The organism is Streptomyces sp. NPDC001858 (assembly GCF_053594615.1).
Genome location: NZ_JBSFEV010000034.1, coordinates 1 through 25,190, shown reverse-complemented (window position 1 = coordinate 25,190; position 25,190 = coordinate 1). Strand labels below are relative to the sequence as shown.

General features: G+C 68.8%; 20 protein-coding genes and 2 pseudogenes. 9 read left to right on the top strand and 13 right to left on the bottom strand.

Annotated elements, in window-relative coordinates; all coding sequences use genetic code 11:
* The first annotated feature begins 154 nt into the window (after window positions 1–154).
* Together ACWCPF_RS34610 and ACWCPF_RS34605 are read left to right on the top strand one after the other, a co-directional pair.
* Window positions 155–604 (top strand): DUF2199 domain-containing protein, encoded by a 450-nt coding sequence (locus tag ACWCPF_RS34610; RefSeq protein ID WP_451049061.1) that lies wholly within the window; start codon window positions 155–157, stop codon window positions 602–604.
* Window positions 605–718: 114 nt separating this feature from the next.
* Window positions 719–1,162 (top strand): adenylyltransferase/cytidyltransferase family protein, encoded by a 444-nt coding sequence (locus tag ACWCPF_RS34605; protein WP_451049060.1) that lies wholly within the window; start codon window positions 719–721, stop codon window positions 1,160–1,162.
* 278 nt (window positions 1,163–1,440) lie between these two features.
* On the opposite strand, the gene ACWCPF_RS34600 is transcribed toward ACWCPF_RS34605, so the two are convergent.
* On the bottom strand, window positions 1,441–1,701 hold the full coding sequence (locus ACWCPF_RS34600; protein WP_451049059.1) for a hypothetical protein: 261 nt from the start codon (window positions 1,699–1,701) through the stop codon (window positions 1,441–1,443).
* 27 nt (window positions 1,702–1,728) lie between these two features.
* Here ACWCPF_RS34600 and ACWCPF_RS34595 point away from each other — a divergent pair, with 27 nt between their 5' ends.
* Complete coding sequence (locus ACWCPF_RS34595) at window positions 1,729–2,277, top strand: hypothetical protein (RefSeq protein ID WP_451049058.1); 549 nt, start codon at window positions 1,729–1,731, stop codon at window positions 2,275–2,277.
* A gap of 20 nt (window positions 2,278–2,297) precedes the next feature.
* On the opposite strand, the gene ACWCPF_RS34590 is transcribed toward ACWCPF_RS34595, so the two are convergent.
* The 4 genes from ACWCPF_RS34590 to ACWCPF_RS34575 form a co-directional block, all read right to left on the bottom strand.
* On the bottom strand, window positions 2,298–4,799 hold the full coding sequence (locus ACWCPF_RS34590) for a TIR-like protein FxsC (RefSeq protein WP_451049057.1): 2,502 nt from the start codon (window positions 4,797–4,799) through the stop codon (window positions 2,298–2,300).
* Window positions 4,796–5,656, bottom strand: coding sequence for an AAA family ATPase (locus ACWCPF_RS34585; protein WP_451049056.1), 861 nt, complete (start codon window positions 5,654–5,656; stop codon window positions 4,796–4,798). Before ACWCPF_RS34585 ends, ACWCPF_RS34590 begins: the two co-directional genes overlap by 4 nt.
* Before the next feature lie 171 nt (window positions 5,657–5,827).
* Window positions 5,828–8,179: a VMAP-C domain-containing protein gene (locus tag ACWCPF_RS34580; RefSeq protein ID WP_451049055.1), complete on the bottom strand. Its 2,352-nt coding sequence runs from the start codon at window positions 8,177–8,179 to the stop codon at window positions 5,828–5,830.
* Window positions 8,163–9,149: a hypothetical protein gene (locus tag ACWCPF_RS34575; RefSeq protein WP_451049054.1), complete on the bottom strand. Its 987-nt coding sequence runs from the start codon at window positions 9,147–9,149 to the stop codon at window positions 8,163–8,165. The genes ACWCPF_RS34580 and ACWCPF_RS34575 overlap by 17 nt, the downstream gene beginning before the upstream one ends.
* 552 nt (window positions 9,150–9,701) lie before the next feature.
* On the opposite strand from ACWCPF_RS34575, the gene ACWCPF_RS34570 reads away from it, so the two are divergent.
* Together ACWCPF_RS34570 and ACWCPF_RS34565 are read left to right on the top strand one after the other, a co-directional pair.
* Window positions 9,702–10,031 carry a deoxyxylulose-5-phosphate synthase gene (locus tag ACWCPF_RS34570; RefSeq protein WP_451049053.1) on the top strand — a complete coding sequence of 110 codons (330 nt, stop codon included), beginning with the start codon at window positions 9,702–9,704 and terminating at the stop codon, window positions 10,029–10,031.
* A pseudogene (locus ACWCPF_RS34565) lies at window positions 10,028–10,411 on the top strand (SMI1/KNR4 family protein); the annotation flags it as partial. The gene ACWCPF_RS34570 and the pseudogene ACWCPF_RS34565, both read left to right, overlap by 4 nt.
* 565 nt (window positions 10,412–10,976) lie before the next feature.
* Here ACWCPF_RS34565 and ACWCPF_RS34560 read toward each other — a convergent pair.
* Together ACWCPF_RS34560 and ACWCPF_RS34555 are read right to left on the bottom strand one after the other, a co-directional pair.
* Entirely contained in the window at window positions 10,977–11,354 is a 378-nt protein-coding gene (locus ACWCPF_RS34560; protein WP_451049052.1) for a hypothetical protein, read from the bottom strand.
* 91 nt (window positions 11,355–11,445) lie between these two features.
* Window positions 11,446–13,044: a M48 family metalloprotease gene (locus tag ACWCPF_RS34555; RefSeq protein ID WP_451049051.1), complete on the bottom strand. Its 1,599-nt coding sequence runs from the start codon at window positions 13,042–13,044 to the stop codon at window positions 11,446–11,448.
* A gap of 273 nt (window positions 13,045–13,317) precedes the next feature.
* On the opposite strand from ACWCPF_RS34555, the gene ACWCPF_RS34550 reads away from it, so the two are divergent.
* Entirely contained in the window at window positions 13,318–14,067 is a 750-nt protein-coding gene (locus tag ACWCPF_RS34550) for a hypothetical protein (RefSeq protein ID WP_451049050.1), read from the top strand.
* A gap of 104 nt (window positions 14,068–14,171) precedes the next feature.
* Window positions 14,172–14,771 (top strand): hypothetical protein, encoded by a 600-nt coding sequence (locus ACWCPF_RS34545; protein ID WP_451049049.1) that lies wholly within the window; start codon window positions 14,172–14,174, stop codon window positions 14,769–14,771.
* 199 nt (window positions 14,772–14,970) lie between these two features.
* On the opposite strand, the gene ACWCPF_RS34540 is transcribed toward ACWCPF_RS34545, so the two are convergent.
* From ACWCPF_RS34540 to ACWCPF_RS34530, 3 genes and pseudogenes are all read right to left on the bottom strand, one after another.
* A complete protein-coding gene (locus tag ACWCPF_RS34540) occupies window positions 14,971–15,822 on the bottom strand; it encodes an aldo/keto reductase (RefSeq protein WP_451049130.1) in 852 nt (283 codons plus the stop codon).
* A 49-nt stretch (window positions 15,823–15,871) separates the two neighbouring features.
* Window positions 15,872–16,900, bottom strand: coding sequence for a zinc-binding dehydrogenase (locus tag ACWCPF_RS34535; RefSeq protein ID WP_451049048.1), 1,029 nt, complete (start codon window positions 16,898–16,900; stop codon window positions 15,872–15,874).
* A gap of 192 nt (window positions 16,901–17,092) precedes the next feature.
* A pseudogene (locus ACWCPF_RS34530) lies at window positions 17,093–18,069 on the bottom strand (aldo/keto reductase).
* A gap of 129 nt (window positions 18,070–18,198) precedes the next feature.
* On the opposite strand from ACWCPF_RS34530, the gene ACWCPF_RS34525 reads away from it, so the two are divergent.
* Both ACWCPF_RS34525 and ACWCPF_RS34520 read left to right on the top strand, forming a co-directional pair.
* Window positions 18,199–19,110: a helix-turn-helix transcriptional regulator gene (locus ACWCPF_RS34525; protein ID WP_451049047.1), complete on the top strand. Its 912-nt coding sequence runs from the start codon at window positions 18,199–18,201 to the stop codon at window positions 19,108–19,110.
* A 304-nt stretch (window positions 19,111–19,414) separates the two neighbouring features.
* Window positions 19,415–20,338, top strand: a complete 924-nt coding sequence (locus ACWCPF_RS34520; RefSeq protein ID WP_451049046.1) for a hypothetical protein — start codon at window positions 19,415–19,417, stop codon at window positions 20,336–20,338.
* A 186-nt stretch (window positions 20,339–20,524) separates the two neighbouring features.
* Here the strand turns inward: ACWCPF_RS34520 and ACWCPF_RS34515 are convergent, their stop codons facing one another.
* From ACWCPF_RS34515 to ACWCPF_RS34505, 3 genes are all read right to left on the bottom strand, one after another.
* On the bottom strand, window positions 20,525–21,880 hold the full coding sequence (locus tag ACWCPF_RS34515; RefSeq protein WP_451049045.1) for a tetratricopeptide repeat protein: 1,356 nt from the start codon (window positions 21,878–21,880) through the stop codon (window positions 20,525–20,527).
* Between the two features lie 181 nt (window positions 21,881–22,061).
* Complete coding sequence (locus ACWCPF_RS34510) at window positions 22,062–23,255, bottom strand: aspartate aminotransferase family protein (protein ID WP_451049044.1); 1,194 nt, start codon at window positions 23,253–23,255, stop codon at window positions 22,062–22,064.
* A 742-nt stretch (window positions 23,256–23,997) separates the two neighbouring features.
* Window positions 23,998–24,342, bottom strand: a complete 345-nt coding sequence (locus tag ACWCPF_RS34505; RefSeq protein ID WP_451049043.1) for a hypothetical protein — start codon at window positions 24,340–24,342, stop codon at window positions 23,998–24,000.
* Between the last annotated feature and the right edge of the window lie 848 nt (window positions 24,343–25,190).

Sequence of the window (25,190 nt, the reverse complement as noted above, 5' to 3'; positions counted from 1 at the left end):
CGGGAGGAGTGGACACACGATCCGTGCCGATGACGTTCAGGACCGAAGGCCGATGTCAGCGGTCCCGGGAGCGATCATTAGGCTCCCCGTCATGACCATCGATGATCTCGGATTCACCTGCTCGTGCTGTGGCCGGCACCATGCGGAAACACCGATGAACTACTCGACCGCGGCTCCCTACGCCTGGGACGAGAGCTTCGCGAGCGCACCGGACTGTCTGCTCTCCTCGGATCAGTGCGTCATCAAGGCCCAGCACTACTTCGTGAAGGGCCTGATCGAGATACCCGTCATCGGCAGCGACGCCGTGTTCTCCTGGGGAGTCTGGGTATCCCTGAGCCGGGACAACTTCGCTCGCTCCGCGGAACTGTGGGACAGCCCGGAACGCGAGGCCGAGGAACCGTACTTCGGATGGCTGAGCACCGAACTCGCCCTCTACACGCCCAGCACCGTCAACCTGAAGACCCACGTCCACACCAGGCCGGTCGGGGAGCGCCCGCTCATCGAGTTGGAACCCACCGACCACCCCCTCGCCGTCGAACAGCGCACCGGCATCACCCCGGACCGCATCCGCAAAATCGCCGAAGCAGTCCTCCACGCGACCTGACGCTGCGTGACGCCCGAACATGATCACGGCTCGTTGCAGCGGAAACGTGGTTGACAGTGGGAAGTGACCACTTCAGGGTTGGTCAGCCGGACGCTGCAGAGGGGGACAGAGGCCGTGGCCGACCATGCTGAGACGAGCAAACGGGGGAACGTCTACGTCGACATGGTGGGAGATCTCTTCCACCCGGGCCACGTGGCGCTTCTCAAGGCCGCGCGAACCTTCGGAGAGCGGCTGATCGTCGGCGTCCTCTCGGACGAGGTCGTAACCGAGTACAAGCGAAGGCCCATCATGACTCTGGCCGAGCGGGTCACTGTGATCGAGTCGTGCCGCTACGTCGATGCGGTGATACCGAACGCTCCGCAACGCGTGACGACCGAGTTCCTTGACGATCACGACATCGCGGTGGTCGTGCACGGAGACGACATCTCGCCGGATGCCATCGAAGCGATCTACGGTCCGGTGGCCGCCGCGGGGAAGTTGCGGCTCGTGGAGTACACGGCAGGTGTCTCTACCACTGACCTCATTCGAAGATGCCTGGCGCGAGGCATCTCCTCGTGATCTTCGTCTGATGCCGTTCGGCGGAGGCGGGTCCCTGCGGCTCAGGACACACAGCCCCCGCGACCCCACCAGGGCAGCCGCTACGCCCGCGTTGAAGTTCTCCCGCAGCCTCGAACTCCTGCCTCGGCCCTCATAGATCTGGTGAATCGTCCCGAGACAGCCGACCACCGACCGACTGCCACACCCTGGCCCTCAGTGAACTCGTCGAGGACGAGGTCCCTCGGCCGCTCCCCTGCCCGGGCTCGGTCTGCGGCCCGTCCGCCGGGGAGTCGTCGGTCTCATGGCCGTCCTGGAGGCGTCCGTGCGGTACGCGCGCGCCGGTCCTGCCGCAGCATCGTGTCGATGCCGGCGATCAGCATGGCCACCACCGTCTCGAACAGTGCGTCCGGCGGTTCGGCGGTGGACTCCGCGACGACGCGCCGTAGATGCGGTAGTTCGTCGTGCGGTGTGAGCGGTGGGATGCCGGTCCACGCCACCGGGTCCGCCCCGGGCGGCGGGCGGTCGTGCCAGGCGTCCCAGACTTCGGCGAACCCGGCCACCTGGAGCACGGTGAGCGACCAGGCTCGGTGAGCGTCCTGCGCCCGCAGCCCGATGGCGAGGAAGAGGCTGACCAGGGCGTCGTCGGATACGGGCTGGTGCTGAGCGTCCTGTTCACCGGGGCGGTGTTCGCCGGGGCGGCGGCCGGCCGGGACTTCCTGCTGGACGACTATCCGCCGGCGATCCAGGAGCGATACGGCAAGCCCAGGAGCGCGCGAGGCCGGCGCGTGGCGGCGTTCGTCGGCGTGTTCGTGTGGGCCGTGTGCGGCATCCCTCTGTTGACGGCGGCGCTGCTCGGGCTGGACGGAGCACTGGACGAAGGCCTGGCCTTCCTGCCGGCGGCCGTCTGCGCGGCGCTGTTCTTCGCCACCCTCACCGTCTACGACCTGATCGTCCTCGACTGGATCATCTTCGTCGGCCTGCGCCCGCGGCTGCTCGTCCTGCCCGGCACGGAAGGCATGCCGGAGTACGGGGACATGGGCTTCCATCTCATCGCCGCGCTCAAGGGCAGCCCTCTGATCATCGTCGTCGGCCTGGTCGCCGGAGGCCTCGCCGTCCTCTTCGTCCAGGTGTTCTGACCGCGGAGAAGGACTCCTCGTCAGTCGTAGTCGCCGTACAGACTGTCGCTGTGCGCCGGGCGGGTAGCGGGTGCGAAGGCATCCGGCAGCGTGGTGAAGTCGACGCGCCTTACGGGCTCTACGGTCACGTTCTCGCCCGCATCGACGATGCGTCGGGCGAGTTCGAACACGGCTCGCTGGTAGTGGTTGCGGTAGGCGCTGAGCTTCATCAGGCCGTACAGCCCGTAGGCGCGGTAGCGGTCGTCGAGTTCGGGGGGCAGGTACTGGATGTACCTGGCAGGTTCCGGAATTCGGCGGGCTTCGACGGGTGTCCACAGGGCCGGCACGATCGCTCCGGGTGCGCCTCTGCGGTCCTCGGCCCGGAACCCGGCGGTCCGTTGCGCAAAGGCACTCCACTCCTTGCTGCACCAGACGCTGTTGAAGTACCGCGGCGAGTACAGCGGCACGAACACCCGGCAACCGGCCAATGAGTCGGCCAGATCATGGTTCCAGCGGTGCGCGGCGCCCAGCGAGCGGTGCATGAATCCGATCGGTTCCGGAAGCGACGTCAAGTTCCGGATGTGGCCGCACAGGTCACGGAACAGCTGGTGAACCCATCGGTTCGGATCAGCGTCGTCGAAGTCGCTCGTCGGGGTATGGGCGTAGCTCAAGTGAAAGTACGGACCGGTCCCTCCCCGCCGCAGAGCCGCGATCGCCGCAGCGTATTCGGCGGCCATGTCCGCCCGTCCCAGTTCCCGGGCCAGGGAGTCGAGCACGCGCTGCAGTTCGTCGTACTCACCGGCGTTGTCCGCCGCTCTCTCCTGCGCTGCCGCCTGGTTGAGCAGGTCCGCAACCCGCTGCATGCTCGTGACGGCGGGCTGTGCGGCGAGGGCTTCGTGGACCCATTCCAGGCGTGGAGCCTGCATGCGGTCCATGAGCCCGTTCAGTCGTACCGTCAGCGACTGGAGGGACGCCTGCGCCCCGGTCAGCAGGACCCGTCGTGTCCCGGGCCCGCCCGTGACGCTGCCCAGGGGCAGGTCGGTCTGCGCGCGCAGGGCTCCGCGCGGATCCGAGATCAGCGCCGTTCCGGCCTTGACCGCTTTGTGCTGCTGTGCCAGGTATCCGGTCACGTAGTCGTGCGTGGCCCGTTCGTCGGAGCGTCGTACGAGTTCCCGCAGTGAGTCCGCTACGGCAGGGGGAAACGCGAATGAGCGCTGATCCCAGGGCAGTGCCAGGTGAGGGAGCGGCTCGGCCCCTTCCACCGCTCCGGCTTTGCAGGGGGTCAGCAGACCCGCGAGGAACACCTCGGCCAGATGTTCGGGACCCGAGCTCGGCGCTGCCGATCGCTGCACGAGACGCATCAACGGAACGGTCAAGGCGCTGCCCGCACAGGCGAGATGAGCCGCCACCCGACGTGCGCTGTCCGAGCCGTAGGCGAGGAACTCCTCGAGCGCGGCTTCCGGGGCGATCTCGACGCCACCGGACAGGGAGGGCTGGTAGGCGCGCACCTGCTTGGGGTCGTAGAAATGCAGGGCCGACTCGCCCGAGGGCGCCCCGATCAGCTGGGCCCAGGCCCGGACCGACCTGCCGTGAACAATGTCGATCACCGGAACGGGCGGGCTCGGGACGGACAGTATGTCCCGGGGCAGACGAGGGTGGCGTAACCGGATGTGGTGATTGGCGACGGCGGGGCGGGTGGCGGAGGCCATCAGACGCACGGTGGGCAGGGTTGTGTCCGGCCACCTGTCCTCCGGCAGGACGTGGAAGACCGCCGTGGGCCCCTTCGTCGCCCATTTCATCAGACGTTCTTGTGCCTTGCCGGCCTGCCAGGCGTGGCCGACTCCATCGGACAGGACCAGCAGGAGGGTGCGGCCTCCGACCGGAGGCGAGGCTATGGGGGCATTCTGACGAAACGGCTCGGCTGTGAACCGCACCTGTTCGGGGTCGTCGGTGTTCATGCCCAGCAGCCGGATGCGACGGAACGCCCTGAGGCGATGGAGCTCCTGGTGCAGTTCCTTCGCCGCGTCGTGCCACACAGCCATGGAGATGCCGTCGTCGACGACGAAGGTGAGGTCGAGCAGCAGTTCGTGTTCGGGGGTGAGGACGATGTTGCGGAGGCCGTCCGCGAGCGCCGTCACGGTGGCTCCGACGTCGAGGCGGAGACGAGTGTGCGAGCGGACCGTCGAACGCAGCGGCCGCAGGGCTTTGAGGATGCTGCGGGCGTGGGGAAGAGCCCCCGGCGTGGGCAGACGGGTCGGCGAGACGGTCGCGCCCCCGGTGCCCGACCAGTCCGCCGACGCGTAGAGCACCCGGCTGCCGGACTGCTCACGCGCGGCCATCTGCTGGTCGGGGGCGGCATCCGGGTCGACGGCCGACGTGCCACCCGCTTCGACGGGACGGCCCCTCGCGTGGGATCCGCCTCCGGCCACCGGCTGGGATGTTGCGATGTGCGGCAGCGCCCCCAGCCACAGGATGTCGGCAAGTTCCTCCGGCGTCGGGTCGTATCCGGCAGCCACCAGCGCCGAGCGGAGCGTGGCGATCATGGGCTGGAGTCCGTGCCGTCGAGCGGCCTGAGCACCGCGTCGAGCACGTGCCGGTCGAGGGGTACGGCATTCAGACGCAGATGAATGGCGTTGAGCAACTGATCCGTGGCCAGCCTCCCTTGCCGCCCTGCAACGCCGAACTCGCTGATCATCTCGTCCACGGCGGCCCGCAGATCGTCCTGCGCGCCCGTGAAGCTGTCTCCGAACTGGGCCTTGACCACCTCGGTCAGGTGGTTCGGTTCGGGATCCTTCAGATCGAGGCGGACACAGCGCCGCAGAAAGGCGGGCGGAAAGTCTCGTTCCCCGTTGCTGGTGATGACGACGACCGGGAACTCCTGGCAGTACATCCACCCGTCGACCACCTTGGCCGACGACGGGCCCGGCCAGTCCTGCCCGGCCGCGCCGTCCGTGTCCGGCCTCCGGTTGGGAACGGGACGGGTGAGCGCGACCTCGGCCTCCCTGTTACCCAACTCCGTGGCCTGGCGGCTGAGTTCCGGGATCTCGAAGGCGCCGTCCTCGAATACCGTCAGGAGATCGTTGGGCAGGTCGATGTCGCCCTTGTCCAGTTCGTCGATCAGGAGGACGCGAGGGCTGCCCGCCGCGGAAGCCAGGGCCGTGCCGAGGGGCCCCAGAACAACGTAGTTCTCGACCGGGAGGCGCTCGCCCGCGTGTTCGGGCGCGGCAGCGTCCCGCAGGCGGGCGACAGCGTCGTATCGGTAGAGCGCTTCGGTGAGCAGCGAGCGGGAGTTGACCGCCCAGTGCAGGACCTCGCCCAGACCGAGGTCGTCCGCGATCGCGTACGCCAGCGACGACTTGCCGACGCCGGGGAAGCCGGTGACGAGCAACGGCCGTCGCAAGTGAAGGGCCGCATTGACCACGTCAGTGTCGTCAGGCCTGATCACGTAGGCCGGCCGCTTGGGCCGTTGTGCCCCGAAGCGACGCCACGGTGGGCCGGGGGGCAATCGCACCGGCAGGGAGTCATGGGGTTGGCCGAAGAGCCCGTCGGAGGAATCGGTGCCGGTCATGCATCAGGTCCTTCCGGGCGCGGTGGTGCGGATGCGTGGAGGCAGCCGGCCGGGGTCGTCCCACAGGAGAACCAGCTGGCTCGTGCCGGGCCCTGGCGATTCGTCGGCCTCACCGCGTAGTTGTCGGACCTCGTCGGGCAGATCGCGGGGATGGACGGCGGCCCGCAGGTCGGCACGGTCGTCGTCGTGCCGTGTGCCGTTGATCTTGCGGTGCCACGTCATGACGGGAACTCCTGACTCGGCGCAGTACGCGAGCGCCGAGGTGAACTCCGCACAGGCTCCGCGGAGTTCGACGCACGCGACCTTCGGCTGTTCGTCGAGTGCGGCCTTGAGGCCCGCCAGATCACCCGCGTCCCGACGGAGCCAGTGGTGATCGCCGGGTGCCGGGTCCTCATGGCAGGCGTCCCATCTGTCGTGCCAGGCCGCGCGTCGGCCGGCGCATCGAACGACGACCGTGGCGACCTGTCCCAGAAGGATGTTGTCCACCCCGCGATGGGAGACGGGGACGCGCTCCACCTGAAGTTCCAGTTGGCTTTGCGGCAGGAAGAACTCCACGCCGAGATCGACCTGCCCCGCCGTGTCCTCGCGCCGCATGTCGATCAATGGCTCGATCAGTTCCGCCAGTGCGAGCTGCGTGTGGCGCCAGGTGGAGAACGTCGCCCCGGCGTCGTGGTGCAGGGCCTGCGGTTGTCGGTTGACGGGATCGACGAGCCAGGCGGAGAAGCTGTAACGGGCGCACCCCGGCCGGGCCTCCGGGTCATCGACGGCGACGCGGACCAGCAGCCATGCCTTGTCACCACGTCGGCGAACCGCTTCCTGCCGTGCCGTGGCGAGCCGCGCGGCGACGGCTCCCGCATGTCCCGTCCGGCGCGCCACGCGTGCGGCCCACTCGACGAGACCTCCGTCGCTGCCCGCCTGTGCCTCTGCTTCGGCCGCCATGAGCGAGGTGAAGCGGAAGAGCGGCGGTATCGATCCGGTGTCTCTGCGGCACCCCGCGGCTTCCATGGAGCGCAGCAGCGTGTCCGTGTCCCGTGCCGCCGCGGCGTGATGGCGCAGTCTTCTGTCGTACAGCACCGCGACGCGCGGGTCGGGCAGTTCCGGGGCGGACAGGAGATCGACGAGCTTGGAGTGCTCCTCGATCGTCAGGAACTCGTTGGGGCGCAGTTCCCATGCCGCCTTCCGCAGAGCGCGCAGGGCGTGCGGAGCGTGCGGGGCATGCAGGGTACGCGGGGTGTGCGGGGCAGCATGCCCCTGCGCCAGGACCTCCACCAGATCGACCAGGGTCGGTACACCGTGCGGTGTCCGGGCCGCGGCGTCGACGATCTGCTGGGCGGTAGGCGCAGACGCTCCGACGCTCACCTGCACCACGGCGGGGACGCGCTTCCTGAACTGTGCCGCGCAGGCCTCGCGGGCTGCTTCGTCAGCTGCTCCTGCGGCTGCTTCGTCGGCTGCTTTGTCGGACAGCACCGCGTCGAGGAGCGTGGCAAGGCGCTTCTCTTCGGCTGTCGGCGGTACGAAGAACTCGCCGCTGGCGCTGGTCCGGCCCTCCCAGTTCCGCCGTAGCAGGCTCGGCTTCTGCCGGGTCAGCCGCTGCTTGCGCAGGTTGTCGAACTCGGCGTCCACTCGGTCGCTGACCTGATGGAGGTCCGGCAGGACGTCGTCGGTGCCGTCGTCGAGGAACCGCAGCAGGGCCCGCGGGAAGAGACTGGCGGCCTCGCCGCGGGCCTGCGGCCCGCTGAGGGCGACGCGTGCCCACTGGCCCGTGCTGCACGCATGCATGACGAACAGCCCGCGCTCGGTGACATAGCTGTGCCGGACGCCCACCTCGACCTTGCTGATCCAGTCCTCCCGCGGCTGGTTCTGGCAGGCGTTGATGGCGACGGCGACCTTCGGCACCCCCCTGCCGTTGCGTGCTCCCAGCCTGGTGGACTGCAGGGCGAGTTGAAGAGCGTCCACGTCCACGACCCGCTTGGTGTCCGCCGTACTGTCGGACAGCACCAGCACATGACTGCCGCTGCTGTCGATCAGGCCGTGACCGGACCAGAAGACCCACAGCAGGTCGGCTTCCAGCTGTCTCATGCCCTCTTGGAAGTGGCGCGAGACGGCGGCGGAACACGCCTCCTGCGGCAGGAGGCCCGCGGGGAGGACGGGCTCGTCCTGCGGCCCCGGCAGGCTGGAAGCGAGCGGGGAGGCGAAGAGTGTGACGTTCGCCGCGGGCACTCCACAGTCGATGAGCCAGGAGATGAACGCGCAGGCGTCCGCGTACGGCCCCGGGACCTCCCACCTGTCGTCCTCGTACGCCTCGACAGCGACGACCAGCGCTTGGGTGCGCCGTGGATCAATCGCGTGCGTCATCGAAGAGCTCTCTGTCGAGCCACCTGTACATCGGTGCGTGATCCCAATAGGCGGAGTGCGCACGCAGCAGTGGGCGACGGGTGTTGAACGCGACGTCCGTGACCTTGTCCTTTCCGAAGACCTCGCTGCCGACGTAGGCGAGTGGGTCGCGCGGGTCGTAGACGTTGATCCACCGCTGCGGGAAGGAGGGGGGCAACGGGGCGCCGAAGGGCAGGGAGTGCAAGGCGTCCAGCTCGTACAGGAAAGGCGCCTGGGAGCCCACCGTCACCAAGGCCTTGACCCGGTCCCGATGGTTCTCGGTGGCCAGCAGATCGACACAGGCCACGCCGCCGAGGCTGTGGGCGAGGATCACCACGGGCGGTTGCACCGTCCGCAGAACGTCGGAGATGTGCCGGCGAAGGCCTTCGCCCCGGGCCTGGTAGCGGAGGATGTCACCGATGGGCGGCGCGGCCTGGCTGCTCAGGTGCGACCGGCGTCGCCGCACCCGCCAGGAGGCCGTCCACTCCGCGCTGCGCCAGAACGGCAGCCAGACCGGACGGGTGACGTCGGAGACGACGCCTAGCGCCGCGCCCGGCTCGCCCAGCGCCGTCAGCACCACGTCGAGCAGAGCGTCCACGGCGTTTCCGTCGAAACTCGCTCCTGCGGAGTCCCATCGCTGGTCCGCTGCGGCGAGCGCTGCCGCGACCACGGCACGCGCGGTGACCTGGCGCACCGTGGACAGCGGTGACGTGGTGTCCCGCAGACTGCTCTGCAGGACGTCGCAGACTGCCCGGGACGCGTCGGCGACCTCGTCGACGAGCAGCCCGTGAGCGGCGGCTGCCTCACGTACGGCGGGGTCGTCGCCCAGTGCCTCGAGGCGCGGGCACAGATCCTCGGCCGGCGGCTCCTGATCCCAGGGCACGTACCTCTCGGCGCTGCGGTCGTCCTCCAGAGCCAGGAGACGCAGTTCGGCAAACGGATCGGCGTCCAACAGAGCCCAAGAGGCCAGTCGCAGTTCCTCGGCGGGCGGATCCGGTGCGTCGGCATCGCCGGCATCACCAGCATCACCGGCATCGGCTTCACCGGGCCGGGGCGGCAGCGAAGCACCGTTTCGATGAAGCCGGGCTCCGTGCTCTTCCCCCCAGTAACAGCGCACCAGCTCCAGATCGCGATTCAGCTGCGCAAGCTGTACGGATACCCGCTCGAAGAGCGACGCATAGCCGTCGTCGCGGACACCGGTTCCATGAACCAGGACAACACTCGTCATGCTTCCCCCCGTTGCCGTCCCCTCGGGCCAGTTTGGCAGAACTACCCTCAATCCAACCCATAAACGCAGATCTCGTAGTCAGCACTGGCTTGCCGTAGGAACTGGGCGAGGGCGCAACGCAGTTGGGAGGTTCTCTCACCACTCCAGGATGCAAAGGGCAACGGCCTCGGCCTTTGCGGCCGGCCTCTCCTCGCCCGTACTCGGGGAGCGTGCAAGTACTTGCTGCGGCCCTGTAATCAGGTCGATCTCCTCGCGGGTGACACCTACTGTGGGGACATGGCTCATGCGAAAACCTCGTACGTCTGCCTGCCTTGCCGGGCCTCGTACAAGCAGTCTCACGGCGGGGATCAACGGCGGATCTGCCCGCGGTGCGCGGAACCCCTGATCCATGTGGGGTCGGCCTTCGCCACACCCCGACGGCGGGACACCGCGGCGTGGCGGACACTCACGGTGCTGCTGAACGCGGGCGTGCGTTTCCACAAGAGCTGCTGCGGCGGACCCGGCTACCGGCCTCGCACCCTGCGCGAGGTACGGGAGCGGATGGCATACGCGCGTCGCACCGGCAGGCCTTTCGCCAAGGCGCTCGTTCTGCGTGACCCGCCATGACCGGGCACACCGGCCTGGCGCGACTCATGACGCCGCCGACCACACCCATCGACGCCCGCGGGGACTGGACCGCTGTCGAGACCGCACTCGGCGCTCGGCTGCCCGACGACTACAAGTGGCTGGCCAGTACCTACGGTTGGGGAGAGTTCTGCGACTTCCTCTACCTTCGGACCCCGTTCGGCACAAGCGAGTACAACGGCATCGAGTGGCAGAGCAGACGCCTGACGGGATCGCCTGAGCGGGACTGGGAAAGCTACCCGTATCCGCTGCACCCCGCACCAGGCGGGCTGCTCGTGTGGGGCTCCACGGTGGACGCCGACCGGCTGTGCTGGCTCGCCGTCGGTCCGCCCGAGACATGGCACGTCGTGGTGTGGAGCGGAGGGGGCCAGTACGAGACTCATCCTCTTGGCGCGGCCGGGTTCATCGAGCGCTGGGCCGGCGGACACATCAGCTCCCGCTTGCTCCCAGACTTGGAGCCGGACCTGGCGCCGTGGTTCAACGCCTTCCGTCCTCGTATCAACCGGTGCCTCTGGCTGTCCGAGAGCCCCTTCTCCCACCCCGAGCGCCTGCGTCTCCTCCGCGAATCACTGGCTCCCACCACGGACCGGGGCACGTGGCGGTCGGAGCACGACGAAATGGGACAGGACCACTTCGCGACCGTCGATACCGACTGGCTGCTCACCTACGATGCATCTCGCCCTCATCAGATCCGGATCGGCTACCCGCCCGAAGACACGGAACAGGTTCGCCGGCGCCTGCTCGCTGCCGTTCAGCTCATGGGATGCCATGTTCTTCAGGTCACGACCGCAACCGGGACAGCCCTGCCGACCTGGGACGCGGCCACGGACCACGAGCAGGAGCTCGGAGGAGCGGGAGGAGCTTCACCGCGGGCGCAGCGCCGGCCAACTGAGCTGTTGAGCTACCAGTTCCGGGATCAGTCGAAGATCAGTCGAACCAGACCACGAGTCGCACGTGCCCTGGACCATGCAGTTCGCCAAGCGTCCGCATCACGTCCCAGACCGGCGCCCAGTGGGTCCCCGCCCCGGCGACCATGTTTCGGCTGCGCGTGCCGGACCGGTCTGTCTCGTCCCAGTTGGCGGCTGCCAACTCGGCCCAGCTGATCCACGTCGTTCCGAGCACGTCCTGTGGCCCGCCCCACGCGCTCAACGCGTTCCGCAGTCCGTCCGAGGCATCCTCCGGCAGACCGCGGTCCTCGGTCAGCGGCCGGAAACCGAAGGAGTTGCGGACGCCGAAAAGACAGGCGAGGGCGTCATAGGCGTTGCCCGTGTTGAGGAGGAAGAGGTCGATGGCCGCGTGCCACACCGCGCCCTCGTCGTCCTCTCCCCAGATCTTCCCTTGATCTGGCTCGTGATCGAGAACGTCGGTGAGCGTCGGCCGTCGGGAGGGCCGGCCATCAGGGCGACGGCGACATCAGGGCGCGCAGGAGGGCCGTGTCGGGCGTGTCGGCGACGGCCGCGTCAAGGGCGTCGTCCATGCCCTTCTCCCACGCCTCGGGCAAGACGAGTCCGGGCTGCCCCGACCACGCGATGTCCGGGATGGCGAGTCCGGCCTCGGCGAGGCGCAGGTGGACCATGCCCGCGAGCCCGTCGAAGATCTTGGGCCGGATGAAGTTGCGGGCGGACGGCCCGATCAGTCGTGCCGCCTGATGCGGCTTGGGCATGCGGTCGGCGACCTCCATCCACAGCAGGCCGCGGTCGAACGCGTCGAGTATCTCCTCCAAGCCGGGCAACTGGTCGTTCGCCACTGGTCCGGCCGTGGCATCTCGGCGTACGGGCACCGGGCTGTCAGCGCCCTGCGCCGATGCGCGCAGCGCCCTGGCCAGGGCGACCCTCAGCGGCCGGGACCAGTCCTCGGCGTCGGCGAGCGCGCGGGCCATGACGAGGTCGTCCCAGCTCATACGCCGCAGCCGTGCCGCCTCCGGCGCCAGCGTGCGCGCCTCCAGCGCGGCGAACACCCGGTCCGGGTCGTGGAGCAGCGTGAGCGCGGCCGGCTCATCGTCCGGCCCGTCGGCTCGATCCTCCGCGGGCAGCTTCTCGATCAGGGCGATTCGTTCGGCCGTCGGCGGGTGCGAGTCGTACTGGTGCGGCCGCGGCGGACGCTGCCCGGCGGAGAGCGCAGCGAACCACTCCCCCGTCCGGGCGGCGAGCAGCCGCTGGAACCCGCCGTGCACCTCGCCCACAGGCGGCAGTGCTCCCAGCTGCGCACCCATCCCGGCGTACGTCTCCAGGTAGTGGGTGTGCGCGGCGGTGAGTACCGGAAGCGTGCGCAGCGCAGCGGCCGTCGCGTCGCGGCCCGCGTGACGGGCGGCCAGTTGGTCGGCGGCGAGCTCCTGGTGGCGGGCCACGGACTGCGAGGTCCGCAGGAACATCCGGGCGTAGGCGACGTACAGGGTGCCGATCGCGTAGTGCAGCTGAGTGCTGCCCTCGCGGAAAACCTCCACCGTGTGCAGTACCGCTTCCCGGCCACGCATCGTGACCCCGCCCAGCCGCGTGTCGAGGTTGCCGTAGTGCCCGAACTCGTGGGCGAGGACGGCGCGCAGTTGCGGCACGGTCATCCCGGCGAGCAGCGGCAGGCCCAGGAGCATGCGACGCCGTCCGGGCAGCAGTCCCAGCAGGCGGCTCTGTTCGGCGACGGCTGCGTTGACCTCGGCGACGAGGTAGAGCTCGTCCGGCGGACGCTCCCCCGTCACCTCGGCGGCGGCGCGCACCTGTTCCCACAGCTCGGGCTGGTCCTGCGGCGTGACCGCCACTGCGTGCGGCACCGGGCCCAGCCGTCCTGCCCGCAAGAAGGCGAGCATGCCCCGCAGAATCGCCGCCGCCAGGAGAACGGTGACCGTCACGACCATGCCTTCGAACCAGGCCGCCCGCGCGGTGAACAGCCGTGTCACCAGCAGCCAGTCGAGCGCGGCCATGGCTGCCAACAGCACGAAGCCCATCAGATAGAAGCCGGCCAGCAGCACGAGCGCGCGGACAGCGCGCAGTCGGAACGTCATCCGAAGATCCCCCCACCCCCACACTCGGGGCTCAGCCAGCCCGAATGAGCCAACAACGCTCGCGGATCTTACCTGCAGCTCTCCGATCAGGTTCGCCACCCCATTGACCACGCCAGACGCCGCACCGGCGAAACCCTGGGCGACGACGCTCAGCCGTACCACGACGCGGGACACGACCCCATTGGTCACGGCCTGTACACGCGCCGCGATGGGAAGGGCCATAGGAGAGCCAACGCCCATACCTGGTAGGGCAGTTGCTGTCATCATCGAGCCATGGCAGACGACGAGCCGGCCTCCACCGGACCACCTCGCGCCGAGGACCTCGAACTGGTCCTGTTCGTCACCGCCGGGGGCGTCCGGCCGCATGTGTTGGGCGCCGTGGTGTTCCTCGCGCTCGTCGTCGGCGACGGGTGGACCAGCGCGCTGCTGCTACGCGATCACACCGGGACGGTGCTGTATGCAGGGGTGGCCGCAGCGGTCGCGGTCGGTCTGCCGGCACTGTGGCTTGCAGAGCGGCATATCGCAGGGATCGTCAGGTGGTCGCGTTGGCGTGAGCGTCCCCTTCCCGCGATGCGTCTGACCAGTTCCGGCCTGGACTACAGCCCTGCATACACCGGCAGTTTCCCGCTGCACGTCGATTGGTTGCCGATGCTGGAGAGCCGATACCGGCAAGGCACCGACAACACCGGTTTCTTCTGGTGCCTTTACTCTCCGATCATTGACGGCATCGATCCCCTTCCGCCCTTCGTCCATCGCGAGTGGCCCCTCGAAACACATCGGGCGAAGGCCGAACTTCGCGACCTGATCCGTACGGCGGAAATCGACGAGCACTCGCCGGAGCAGCTGGCTGCCGCCCTTCATCTGATCTACTACGGAACGCCGATCGTCCTCAACCCATACTTCGCGTCAGGGGCGCCGATCCCGGTCATTGACGCGTACCTGCGCGAGCGCACCGCCGGCCGGTGCACGCTCCAGCCGCCCGCCAAGCGGATACCGCCGACCACACGTACCTTCAGCTTCTAGCCCGGCACGGTCTGTCCGAGACCCCTGGGCTCGAATAAGCTCATTGGGCGTGATGGGACTCGCCTCATTGTGTCGACGGCTGTTCGAAGAGCACAGTGGATGCCATGGCGGACAGCGGAGCCTGGTATGGGCTTGTCGGAGCGATAGGCGGCGCGTTGATCGGCGGCGGAGCTGCCATATTCGGTCCGTTGCTCCTCCACGGCAGAGGAGCCCGTGATCAGAAACAGCGAGATGGGGATGCCCGTCGAATCGCCGAATTAGAGCGCGTAGTCCAGATGCGCAGCACCATGGACGCCTGTGTCGAAATACTCATGCAGATGGTGCAGAACCTCAAATACAGACGCATCCCCGAGGTGAATGAATTTGACGAGAGATTCTACCCAGCCCGGCGAGAAGCCATCGACGCGTTAAACGCAGCCATACATGACGGGCTATGGGTTACCGGGACGGGTTCGGTTGGCCGCCGCGGTGCGCCCCGATCGCCGGGACCAGACGATCAAGGTACGGACCTATTTCTCAACGCCCTCGCGGAGGCACATAAGGAAATACGCAAGTGCGCACTCCTCAGCGTGCAGCCCACAGCAGCAGAATTGGATCAACTGGAAGTGCTGGTGCGCAGGGTCATGGAAGCCCGGGTACATCTGTCAGCCCAGCTCTTTGCCCGTGTTGAGTCAATCATGGGGGACCGCTTCCAGGCTTCCTGAAGAAGGGACTGCGGAGCATGATTGTCAACAGGTGATCGGCCCTTGATGGATCGGCGGCCTCGATGCGATGTACGCCGCAGATGTTCGTCGCATCGGAGGAAACTGCTCATCTTGCGTGCAGGGTGCGTCGTCATGACGGGGCGCGGCGGGGCTGAGCAAGGCAGGGCGGTGCCGTGCAGGGCCGTGCCGTGCAGGGCGGTCATGCTTCGAGGCGGCGCTTGGCGAGCCAGGTGACTATCTCCGGGTCGTGGTGGTCGAAGAACAGCGAGCTGCCGGTGTCCAGGGTGGCGATCTGCGCCATCTGCTGCTCGGTGAGCTGGAAGTCGAAGACGTCGATGTTCTCCGCCATCCGCGCGGGCCGCACCGACTTGGGGATGGCGATGACTCCACGCTGGGTCAGCCAGCGCAGGACCACCTGCGCCACCGACTTGCCGTGCTCCTTGCCGATCTCGGCCAGCAGGGGGTTGGTGAACAGGTCGTTCTTGCCCTCGGCGAAGCCTCCCCAGGACTGGATCTGCACCCCGTGCTCGCGCATCAGGGCCTGATAGCCGCCGCGTTGGAAGAACGGGTGGGTCTCGATCTGGTTGACCGCCGGGGTGATCTCGTTGTTGACGATCAGGTCGAGCAGCCGGTCGGGGTAGAAGTTGGCGACGCCGATCGCCTTGGCCAGGCCCTCGCGTTGGAGGTTCTCCATGGCCCGCCACTGGCCATAGACGTCGCCCAAGGGCTGGTGCATCAGGTACAGGTCGAGGTGGTCCAGGCCCAGCTTGTCGAGCGACGTCTCGAAGGCACGGCGCGTGGTGGTCTCGGCCGGGGCGTTCTGGACCCACAGCTTGGTGGTGACGAACAGGTCCTCGCGCGGGATGCCGCTGGACTTGATGGCGCGGCCCACGGCCTCTTCGTTGCCGTAGGCGGCAGCGGTGTCCAGCAGGCGGTAGCCGGCGGCCAGCGCGTCGGACACGGCGCGTTCGGTGTCGTCGGCCGGGATCTGGTAGACGCCGAAGCCGAGGAGCGGCATCTTTACGCCGTTGTTCAAGGTCGCGTAGTGCATGTTCATGGGCGGATGTTCCTTTGCTGAGGGTGGAGGCGGGTGCGGGCGGTCAGGGGGTGATGAGGGCCTTGAGGACCCGGCGGTCGGCCATGGCCCGGTAGGCGTCCGGCGTCCGCTCCAGGGGGAAGCTCTGGTCGAAGACGCGGCCGGGGGTGATGGTGCCGTCCAGCAAGTCGGGCAGCAGTTGCTCGATGTACGCGCGGGCCGGACTGGCCCCGCCGGTCAGGGTGATGTTGCGCATGAACGCGGCCGGCCCGATCGGCCCCTGCTCGTACTGGGGGACGCCCAGTCGGCTGATGGTGCCGCCGTCCAGGACCGCGCCGAGGGCGGTGTCCAGGGCCTGGCGGGTGCCGACGGCCTCGATCACCTTGTCCACTCCGCCGGTCAGCTCGCGGATGCGGGCGATGCCCTCCTCGTCACGCTCGGCGACGATGTCGGTGGCGCCGAACTCGCGGCCGAGCGCGGTGCGGTCCTCGTGGCGGCCGGCGAGCACGATCCGCTCGGCGCCCAGCCGCCTGGCGGCGATCACGGCGCACAGGCCGACCGCGCCGTCGCCGACGACCAGCACCGCGTCGCCGCGGCCGACGTCGGCGGTGACCGCGCCGTGGTGGCCGGTGGTCATCACGTCCGACAGTGTCAGCAAGGACGGCAGCAGCGCGGAGTCGGCGGCCACCGGCAGCTTGACCAGGGTGCCGTCGGCGTGCGGGACGCGGACCGCTTCGCCCTGTCCGCCGTCGACGCCGTCGAAGCCGTACCGGCCGCCGTCGCGGCACGAGATGTGCAGGCCCTTGGCGCAGTAGTCGCAGGTGTTGTCGCTGTAGGTGAACGGGGCGACGACCAGGTCGCCGACCGTCAGGCGCCTCACGTCGGCGCCGATCTCCTCGATGACGCCGAGGAACTCATGGCCCATGGGGCGACCGGTGCCGGTGGCGGGCATCGACTGATAGGGCCACAGGTCGCTGCCGCACACGCACGCGGCCAGCGTGCGCACCACGGCGTCGGTCGGCTCGACGATCTCGGGATCGGGCCGGTCGTCGACGCGGACGTCTCCGGCTCCGTACATCACTGCTGCACGCATGAGCGGTACTCCTCCAAACGGGGTCGTGCGAGGTACTGCTGCGGGGTCGCGCCCGGGCGGCGTCGTCGATCAGCATGCGAGTACGGGGTCGGGCAGGGCGGCGTGGACGATCAGCATTCGCGTACGGGGTCGGGCCGGGCGGCGCGGACGATCAGCATTCGCGTACGGAGTCGCGCCACGCGGCGCGGACGATCAGCGTTCGAGCATCTGCGCCTGGGCCTCGGTGTGGGTGTCTCCGGCGGCGGGCGGCAGGCTGCTGAGCCTGTCGAGCTGTTCCCGGGTAAGGGTGACGGCGTCGGCGGCGCTGTTCTCCTCGACACGGCCGACGCGCTTGGTGCCGGGGATCGGGGCGATGTCGTCGCCCTGGGCGAGCAGCCACGCCAGGGCCACCTGCGCGGGCGTGGCGCCGACCTCGGCGGCCAAGGCCTGCACCTCGTCGACGATCGCCAGGTTGCGCCGGAAGTTCTCGCCGGTGAAGCGCGGGTTGTCACGCCGGAAGTCTGTGGCGTCGAACTGGTCGGTGGAGCGGACGGTGCCCGTCAGGAAGCCGCGTCCCAGTGGGGAGAACGGCACCAGTCCGATGTTCAGCTCCCGCAGCACCGGCAGGACACGGTCCTCGATGCCGCGCGTCCACAGCGAGTACTCCGACTGCACCGCGGTCACCGGCTGGACGGCGTGCGCGCGGCGGATCGTGTCAGGGCCGGCCTCAGAGAGGCCGAAGGCGCCACCTTGCCCGCGGCGATCAGCTCGCCGACGGCATCAGCGGTCTCCTCGATCGGCGTGTTCGGATCCACCCGGTGCTGGTAGTAGAGGTCGATGTGATCGGTGCCCAGCCGCTGCAGGGATCCCTCGACGGCGGTGCGGATGTTGGCCGGGCCCGAGTCCAGGTTCCACGCGCCGGCACCGCCATGGGAGACCAATCCGAACTTCGTGGCCAGCACCACTTGGTCGCGTCGGCCTTTCAGCGCCTTCCCGAGCAGTTCCTCGTTGGTGTACGGGCCGTAGATCTCGGCGGTGTCGATGAGCGTGACACCCAGCTCCAGCGCCCGGTGCACGGTCCTGATCGACTCCGCCTCATCGGTGCCGGAGCCGGTGTAGCCGTGGGACATGCCCATCGCACCGACACCGATCCGGGAAACCTCCAGGTCACGCAGTTTGATGTAGCGCATTTCGCCCTCTCTCTCGTCCATTCACCGTCGCCCGGATTGCGTCGGTGTGGCAGGGCGGGCTCTTCAGGGGTAATGACAGGGCTCCCCTCTGACCTGCACGGCAGGTCGTAGGCGGGTGAGACTGGAGACATGGCATCCGAGAGCGCGCACTGCGAGGGCGCCGAGCTGGGCCGCTACCTGCGCGCCCGCCGCACCCAGACCAGCCCCGAACACGTCGGCCTCACCGTCGGCGCCGGTATCCGCCGCACCCCCGGGCTGCGCCGCGAGGAGCTGGCCACCCTCGCCGGCATCAGCATCGACTACTACGTACGTCTGGAACGCGGCAAAGAGACCCGCCCCAGCCCCGCCGTCCTCGACTCCCTCGCCCGCGCCCTGCACATGGACGACCAGGAACACCAGCACCTGCGCGAGCTCGCCGCCCGCGCCGCCCGCTACGTCCCCGAGCCGCCGCCCGCTCCCAGCCGTGCCGTGCAGCCCCACCTCAGGCTCCTGCTGGAATCGCTCCGCCCGAACCCCGCGTACGTCATCAGCCGCAGCATGGACATGCTGGCCTGGAATCCTGGCGGCCTCGCCCTGTACGCGGGCCTGGACGACTGGACCGTCAAACAGCGCAACCTCGCCCGTTACCTGTTCCTGCACCCTGCGGCCCGCGACCTCTTCCAAGACTGGGGCCGGCAGATCACCGCGTGCGTCGCCCGCCTGCGCGCTATCGCCGGCACCGCCCCCGACGCCCCCGATCTGACCAACCTCGTCGGCGAACTCCTCCTGAAAAGCCCCGAGTTCGCCGGTCTCTGGGAGCGCTACGAAGTGACCGGACGCAAACCCGCGCACAAGACGTTCCACCACCCTCAGGTCGGCACGCTCACCCTCACTTCCCAGTCCCTGCACATCGAAGGCACCCCCGGCCAGCGCATCGGCGTCTACACCGCCGAACCCGGCACCCCCGACCACGACGCCCTGCTCCTCCTCGACATGACCGCACCACGCCCGACGACGCAAGGACTCGCGCCCACTCCCAAATCCACCGGTCAGCAGCCGTAGGCCGGTCGTCCTTTGCCGCCCCGCACAAACCGCACTCCTGATCACCGGTCGTTAAACTCCCGGGGGGTTCGCGCCGACGGCCGACTGCCGACGGGCGACGGCTGTCGAGGGCTCGGGGGCGCCGATCGACCGGGCGACGTACCCAAGCTACGCGCTGCGGGGCTGGCCCCTCGGCTGACGAACGTGTTCACAGCTTGTGGGACCTGCAAGTGGAGTGGAGAGGGCTGTGATGCCTGAAGGCCAGGCTATGGAGGACGACCGTTGGTCCAGGTGGCCCGAGCCCTGGGCAGGCACGGAGTGCGACATGCGTACGGTCGTGAGTGCGATCCCGCGAGAGGTCAAGGACGGGTTCAAGTACGACGAGATCCCTTGGCAGCGGTTTCCGCATTTCTACGGCCCTGGCGAGGAGATCCCCGGACTCCTCGCGGCGCTCGCCTCCGAAGCCGCTGAAGCCGCCGAAGCCGCCGAAGCCGCCAGCAAGGCCTTGCGGCAGCTGTGGACAGCTCTCCACCATCAGGGCAGCACAACCGCGGTGGGAGCACTGGCAGTGCCGTTCCTGCTCCGGATCGCGGCCACCGGAGCCCCTGGGCTCCGCGCGGAAACCCTTCGCCTGGTCGCCGAGATCGGACGATGTCAGCACCATGGGGACGGATCACGTGAAGGCCTTCTCCAGGTCGACGAGGATCCGTTGCTGATGGAGGGCACCACAGAATGCCCGGTGGACTGGACGATTCAGGCCGCTCGCGACGCCATCACGGACGACCTGGACCTCCTGCTCCCCCTTCTCCCCGACCCCGATCCCGATCTCCGCTCCGCAACCGCGTTAGTCCTGGCGGCGGCAAGGAAGGAGGTGTCACGCGTCTCCTCCGCCCTGCACGACAGGCTCCCAGTGGAAAACGATCCGGTGGTCCGGGTGAGCCTGATCCTGGCGATCGCCCAACTCGCCCGCGAACACCAGCATGAACACGCTCCCGCGTGGGCCCGCGACCTGTGGTCAGACCCCGGCCAACCGCCCGACATCCGCATCGGCGCCGGCCTCGCATGGCTGTGCCTGGTCGCGGACCCCGCCCCCGACGAGCTCCGCACCCTCCTGACCGACCCCGGCACCCTCCGACACGGCGAGGTGCTTCAGCGGGTGCCATGGTTCCCATCGGTCGACCCGACCAGCGGGCTGCGCAGTTGCATCGACGAAATGCTCACGCCGAACGTCCCCTGGAACAGCGCTTGACGGTCCTCGGTCCGGACGGCGGAGGACCGTCAAGCGCGAGTCTGCAGCTGTCAGCCGACCTTCGCGGGTACTTGTCCGGCTCGGGCGCGGAACTGAACCGGGTCCGCAACTCCCGCTCCGCCCGAGCGGAACGAACTTGCGGCCCGCGTTCAACGCCGCCTTGCCCAGGCAAACGACCAACGGCCATCAGAAGGGGGCTTCCTCACTCCAAGCGGCGGTCGTCACGGGCTGCGGCGGACGGCGCTCGTCCTGGCGCAGGACGGCCACGGCCTCTTCGACGCGGCCGAGGTCAATGAGGTACCTAGCCAGGTCGTGGCTGTTTGCGGGCGCGTGGGGTCGCAGGACCGCGACAGCCTCCTCGGTGCATCCGGCACCGGCCAGCAGCTCGGCAATGTGCGGCGCCGCGTACGACGTGCCGCCCTCGGGGTGGGCCCGGGCACGCTCGATCGCTTCGTCAACTCGGCCGCAGACGGCCATCAGAGGAAGCCGTATCCAGAAGAGGTCCCACTCCTCCTCGCCACGGCGTTCCTTGAGGGCGTCGAGGCAGGCCAGCCCGTCCTCGGGACGGCCCTGGTCGGCGTAAAGGGTGCACAGCACGTGGAGGAACCAGTCCTCGGCCCCGCCAGGGGCATCGGCCAAGGCCCGCATCACCTCAATCGCCTCATCACTGCGGCTGTGCCGCGCCAAGAGGCGTGCGAGCTGCACTGTCATGTTGCCCTGTCGAACGGATGAGTCGCAGGCCTGCCGGTACACGGCGATCGCGCCAGCCACGTCACCGCGTTCCTCCAACAGTTCCGCGAAGCGCTGCGCGGCGTGCCCCAGCTCCTCGGTCACCGTGTAGGCGCGCAGCTCACCGGTCCGGTCGTGCCGGGCCAGCAGATCGGCCAGCTGGTCGCGGCCGTTGACCGAGGTGACGTCCCGGGTGCGGAGCAGAGCAATGGCTTCCTCGACGCAGCCCTGGCGTTCGCGGATCGTGGCGAGCAAGCCGATCGCCGTGTCCGGATCGAGCCCGCGACAGCACCACGGAGAGTCACAACGGTGCTGATCCGGGATCCGGGCGGCGAGCAGCCCTGCGGCCTCCTCGTCGCGGCCGGCTCCCTCCGCGACATCAACCAGGGCCGCGGCGAGGAACCAGTCGTCGATGTGTGGCCGCAGCAGAGTGAACGCCTCGTCGCCTCGGCCGTGCCGGGCGAGCAAGCGCGCATAAAACTCCAGCGCGAGAGGATGCCCGGCCTCCATACGAGCCCGGGTCAGCACGATCGCCTCGTCGGCCCGCCCCCAGCTCTCCAACAATTCCGCCGTGGTCCGGGTGGCCGTCCACCAGCCCGTGGCGAGATACGGGGCGAGTGTCTTCAACGCCTCAGCCTGTCGGCCCTGTTCACCGAGCAGCTGCGCCCACTCCCGCGCACAGAACCACTCCCCCTGGCCGGCCCAATACTCCACCTCCTCGGCATGGCCGAGTTCGAAAAGCCGGGAAACCAGATGCGGCGGGATGCAACCCGACTGCGTCCGAGCCCGATAGTCAAGATCAGCAGCGTCCACGGAAACGTACGGTAGCCCCTCCCTCTGACATCACCTCCACCACCGAATATCGCGCCAGCACCGTAGGCGAGAAGCTCTCCCCCCCCCCGCTGGGATGCCCAGCTGGGGCGGGCGTTGTATCGCGCGCTTTCAGCCAGCGCGTACTCGGGCAGTTCGGCACGGGCATGCCGCTCCAGCCCTCTCACGGCTGCCCCGGCAGAAGGCCGAGGTCCCGCACCCGCCGCATCGCCGTCCGCGCGCGGTCGGCGACCTCGTCGAGATCCCGTTGGTCATGGGCCGTGGACAGGTACATCTTGAAGCCGGGGTAGGCGAAGACCCCTGCTCGGATGAGTTCGAGGCCGAAGGCGCGCGACGCAACCCGGTCCTGTTCCTCGTACGACTTCTGATCGACGACGGGCCCGGTGCCGAAGACCGGTTCGATGAATGCGCCCGGGCCGATCACCTGCAGCGCGACGTCGAACTCGGCCGCCACGCCCAGCAGGCGCTCGCGCAGCGCGCGGCCCGACTCGGCCATGCGGCTGATCCCGTCCTCGTCCTCCAGGACGCGCAGCGTGGCAAGCCCCGCCGCGCACGACAGGGGATTGCCGAGCGTGGATCCGCTGACGTAGACATCGGGTTCGTGCGACCTGGCGGCCTCGATCGGTCGGGCGGAGGCAAGTTCGATCAGCTCCCGCCGGCCGGCGACCGCGCCGATCGGAAGCCCGCCGCCGAGCGCCTTGCCGAGCGCGCAGAGGTCCGGGACCACGCCGTACAGCGCCTGAGCGCCGCCGAGAGCAAGCCGGAAACCCGTCACCACCTCGTCGAAGACGAGTACGGCACCGATCCTGTCGCACACGGCGCGCAATCCGGCGAGGAAGCCAGGGGCGGGTTCGATCGCGCGCTGCACCGGCTCCACGATGATCGCGGCGAGACGGTCCCGATGAGCCTCGGCCAGCCGGGTGGCCTGGGCGAGGTCGTTGAACGGGGCGTGCAGCACGTCCGCCGCGACCGCCGCCGGAATGCCTCCGGAGGCGGGCCCTTCGACTGCCCGGCCGTAGTCGTGCGAGCCCAGGTATCCGCCGTCGAACTTGAGGATCATGTCGCGACCGGTCGCGCGCCGGGCGAGCCGCAGCGCGCTGAAGGTCGCATCGCTCCCCGACGCGCAGAACTTGACCGCGTCGGCGCACAGAACCAGTTCAACAATCCGCTGCGCCAGCCGGGCCGCCGGCGCGTTGAGGTAGTAGTACGTCGTGCCGTCGCGCAACTGCCGCTCGACGGCCTCGACGACACGCGGATGTGCATGCCCGAGGACGAGCGGCCCGCAGCTCATCACGAGGTCGATGAGCTCCCGCCCACGCGTGGTCCTGATCCGCGATCCGGCACCCTCCGCAATCACGAAGGACAGCTCCTCCGGCAGGCGGAACGCGCCCAGACTCGCGTCCGGCAGTGCCGAATCCGCAGCGAGTGGATCGAAGAGCGAGTCGAGGGGCGCTCCGCCCGGCCCGGGCCCCCTCATGACAACTCGGACGACTGACCGGGCACGGACATCCGGCGCAGCCTGCGCATCTCAGAACCTGTCTCGTCGTTCATGATTCCCCCTAGCGCGTTGGCGGTCGCGCGGTCTTGGTCTTGGTGCGTCCCCACGTGCCGATCACGAGTGAAAAGTGACCCCCGCTGCGTCGGTTGATGCTGGTCATTCCCCGGTGTCGGTCGCCGGAACCCGCCCGAGGCCATGACCGCGCATACGGCAGCCGTTGCCTTTGACGAGACCAGGGACGTCTCCGCCAAGGGGGACGTCGTCTTCGTGCACCGGAGCCGGACGGGACGTGGGTTCGTCGAAGTCGCCTTCGCCCCGGTCCATGGCGGTGGCCGGCAGATCACCGAGGACGTGGTGGAACCTGCTCGGGACCGTTGACGGGGCAAGGACAACGAGACGACTGCCTGGTCCTGAAACCGGCGCTCAGCGCAATGGTGCTCGGCGGACCAGCGCAGGAACTCCCCACAGCGCCATCGACCGGCACCAAGTACACGCTTCCCCGGTCATGTGGGCTGAATGCCGGACCAGCCGCGCCGAACGAGCTCGCGCCGCAAGCCGCGGTGCCCGCCGGATCCAGACTGCCGTCGGCCCCGCCACGGACTCAGCCGTCCGCGTCAGCAAACCCCTGCGCAAGGTCGCGATGCTTGTCTGCGGCCAGCTTCCCCTGGGCCGGGCTGATGGTCGATCCAGGCATGCGGCTCAAGCGTTCGATCTGCTCCGCGAAGCGCAGGTGCTCGCGCCGCGCGTGCTCACGGCAGGCCAGGCAGGTGACCCGATCCGAACGCGGAGAAGTCATCACAAACGGCACCCGCAGCCCACATCCGGTAGCGACAACACTCGGGAGGTCCCCCACCAGACCGAACGTGGATGCCACCATGTTCCGGACAACAGCACCCCCGTGGACCACATTCGCCTCAACATGGATGTGCGGATCGTTCCCGCCCATGGATCCTCCCTGCCCCGGCAACTCGACTGCCCGAGAGCACTCCTGCCCGACCACATCCTCCAAGATGAGTCCGCCAGTTGTGCAATGACCTTGCGGGTGGCCAGTGCGATCACGCCGTCGCAACTCTCGTGGACAGCCCCGCCCCCGATCCAAATACACGCCGGCGACTGCTACTTGGCTGGCACACCCCACCGCGCCGTCGACCGTGCCGAGACCCGCCCCGTGCGCGCCACATGACCGCGCGGGACATCCGGTCCTGAAGACTGGACCAAAACGTGGGGGTTCGCTAGGACGCGACACAACCTTTTCCGCATGAACGCCCAAGGTGTCGCACACACCGAGGGCGACAGCTAGCTGCGGGACGCGGCCGCGCAGATCGGCGCGGACCACTCATTCCACGGACACCTTCACTGCGAGGGCTACGTCGGCGACGACGGCGAGATCTGGCTCCACAGCGGCGACGGGCTACCGAAGTGGCGCGACACGACACCCCGGTACTGATGACGCTCTTTTCGCACCGCCCTGCACCTTGATCGAATCGGTGCGGACAGTCAAAGCTCCTTGCCGACGGCTCGCGGTGCACCGGATCGCGCGCTGAATCCACCAACGGTCGCTGGCCGCCCCTAACGAGGCGCCAGCCGCCCATCGCCGAGCTGGCCCTGGAGCAAGTCGCCGACCGTCGTAGCCACGCGGTCCTCGCCCAGACCGAATCCCCCTGGCTCTTCCCGGCGGCCAGCCCCGCCGCCCAATCAGCGCCTAGGACTTGTCCGGCCGATCATGTGACTGCTTCTTGCCCGAGTCGTTCCTGTGGCATGGGGCGGGGTGATCTGACGGATGCCGAGTGGGAA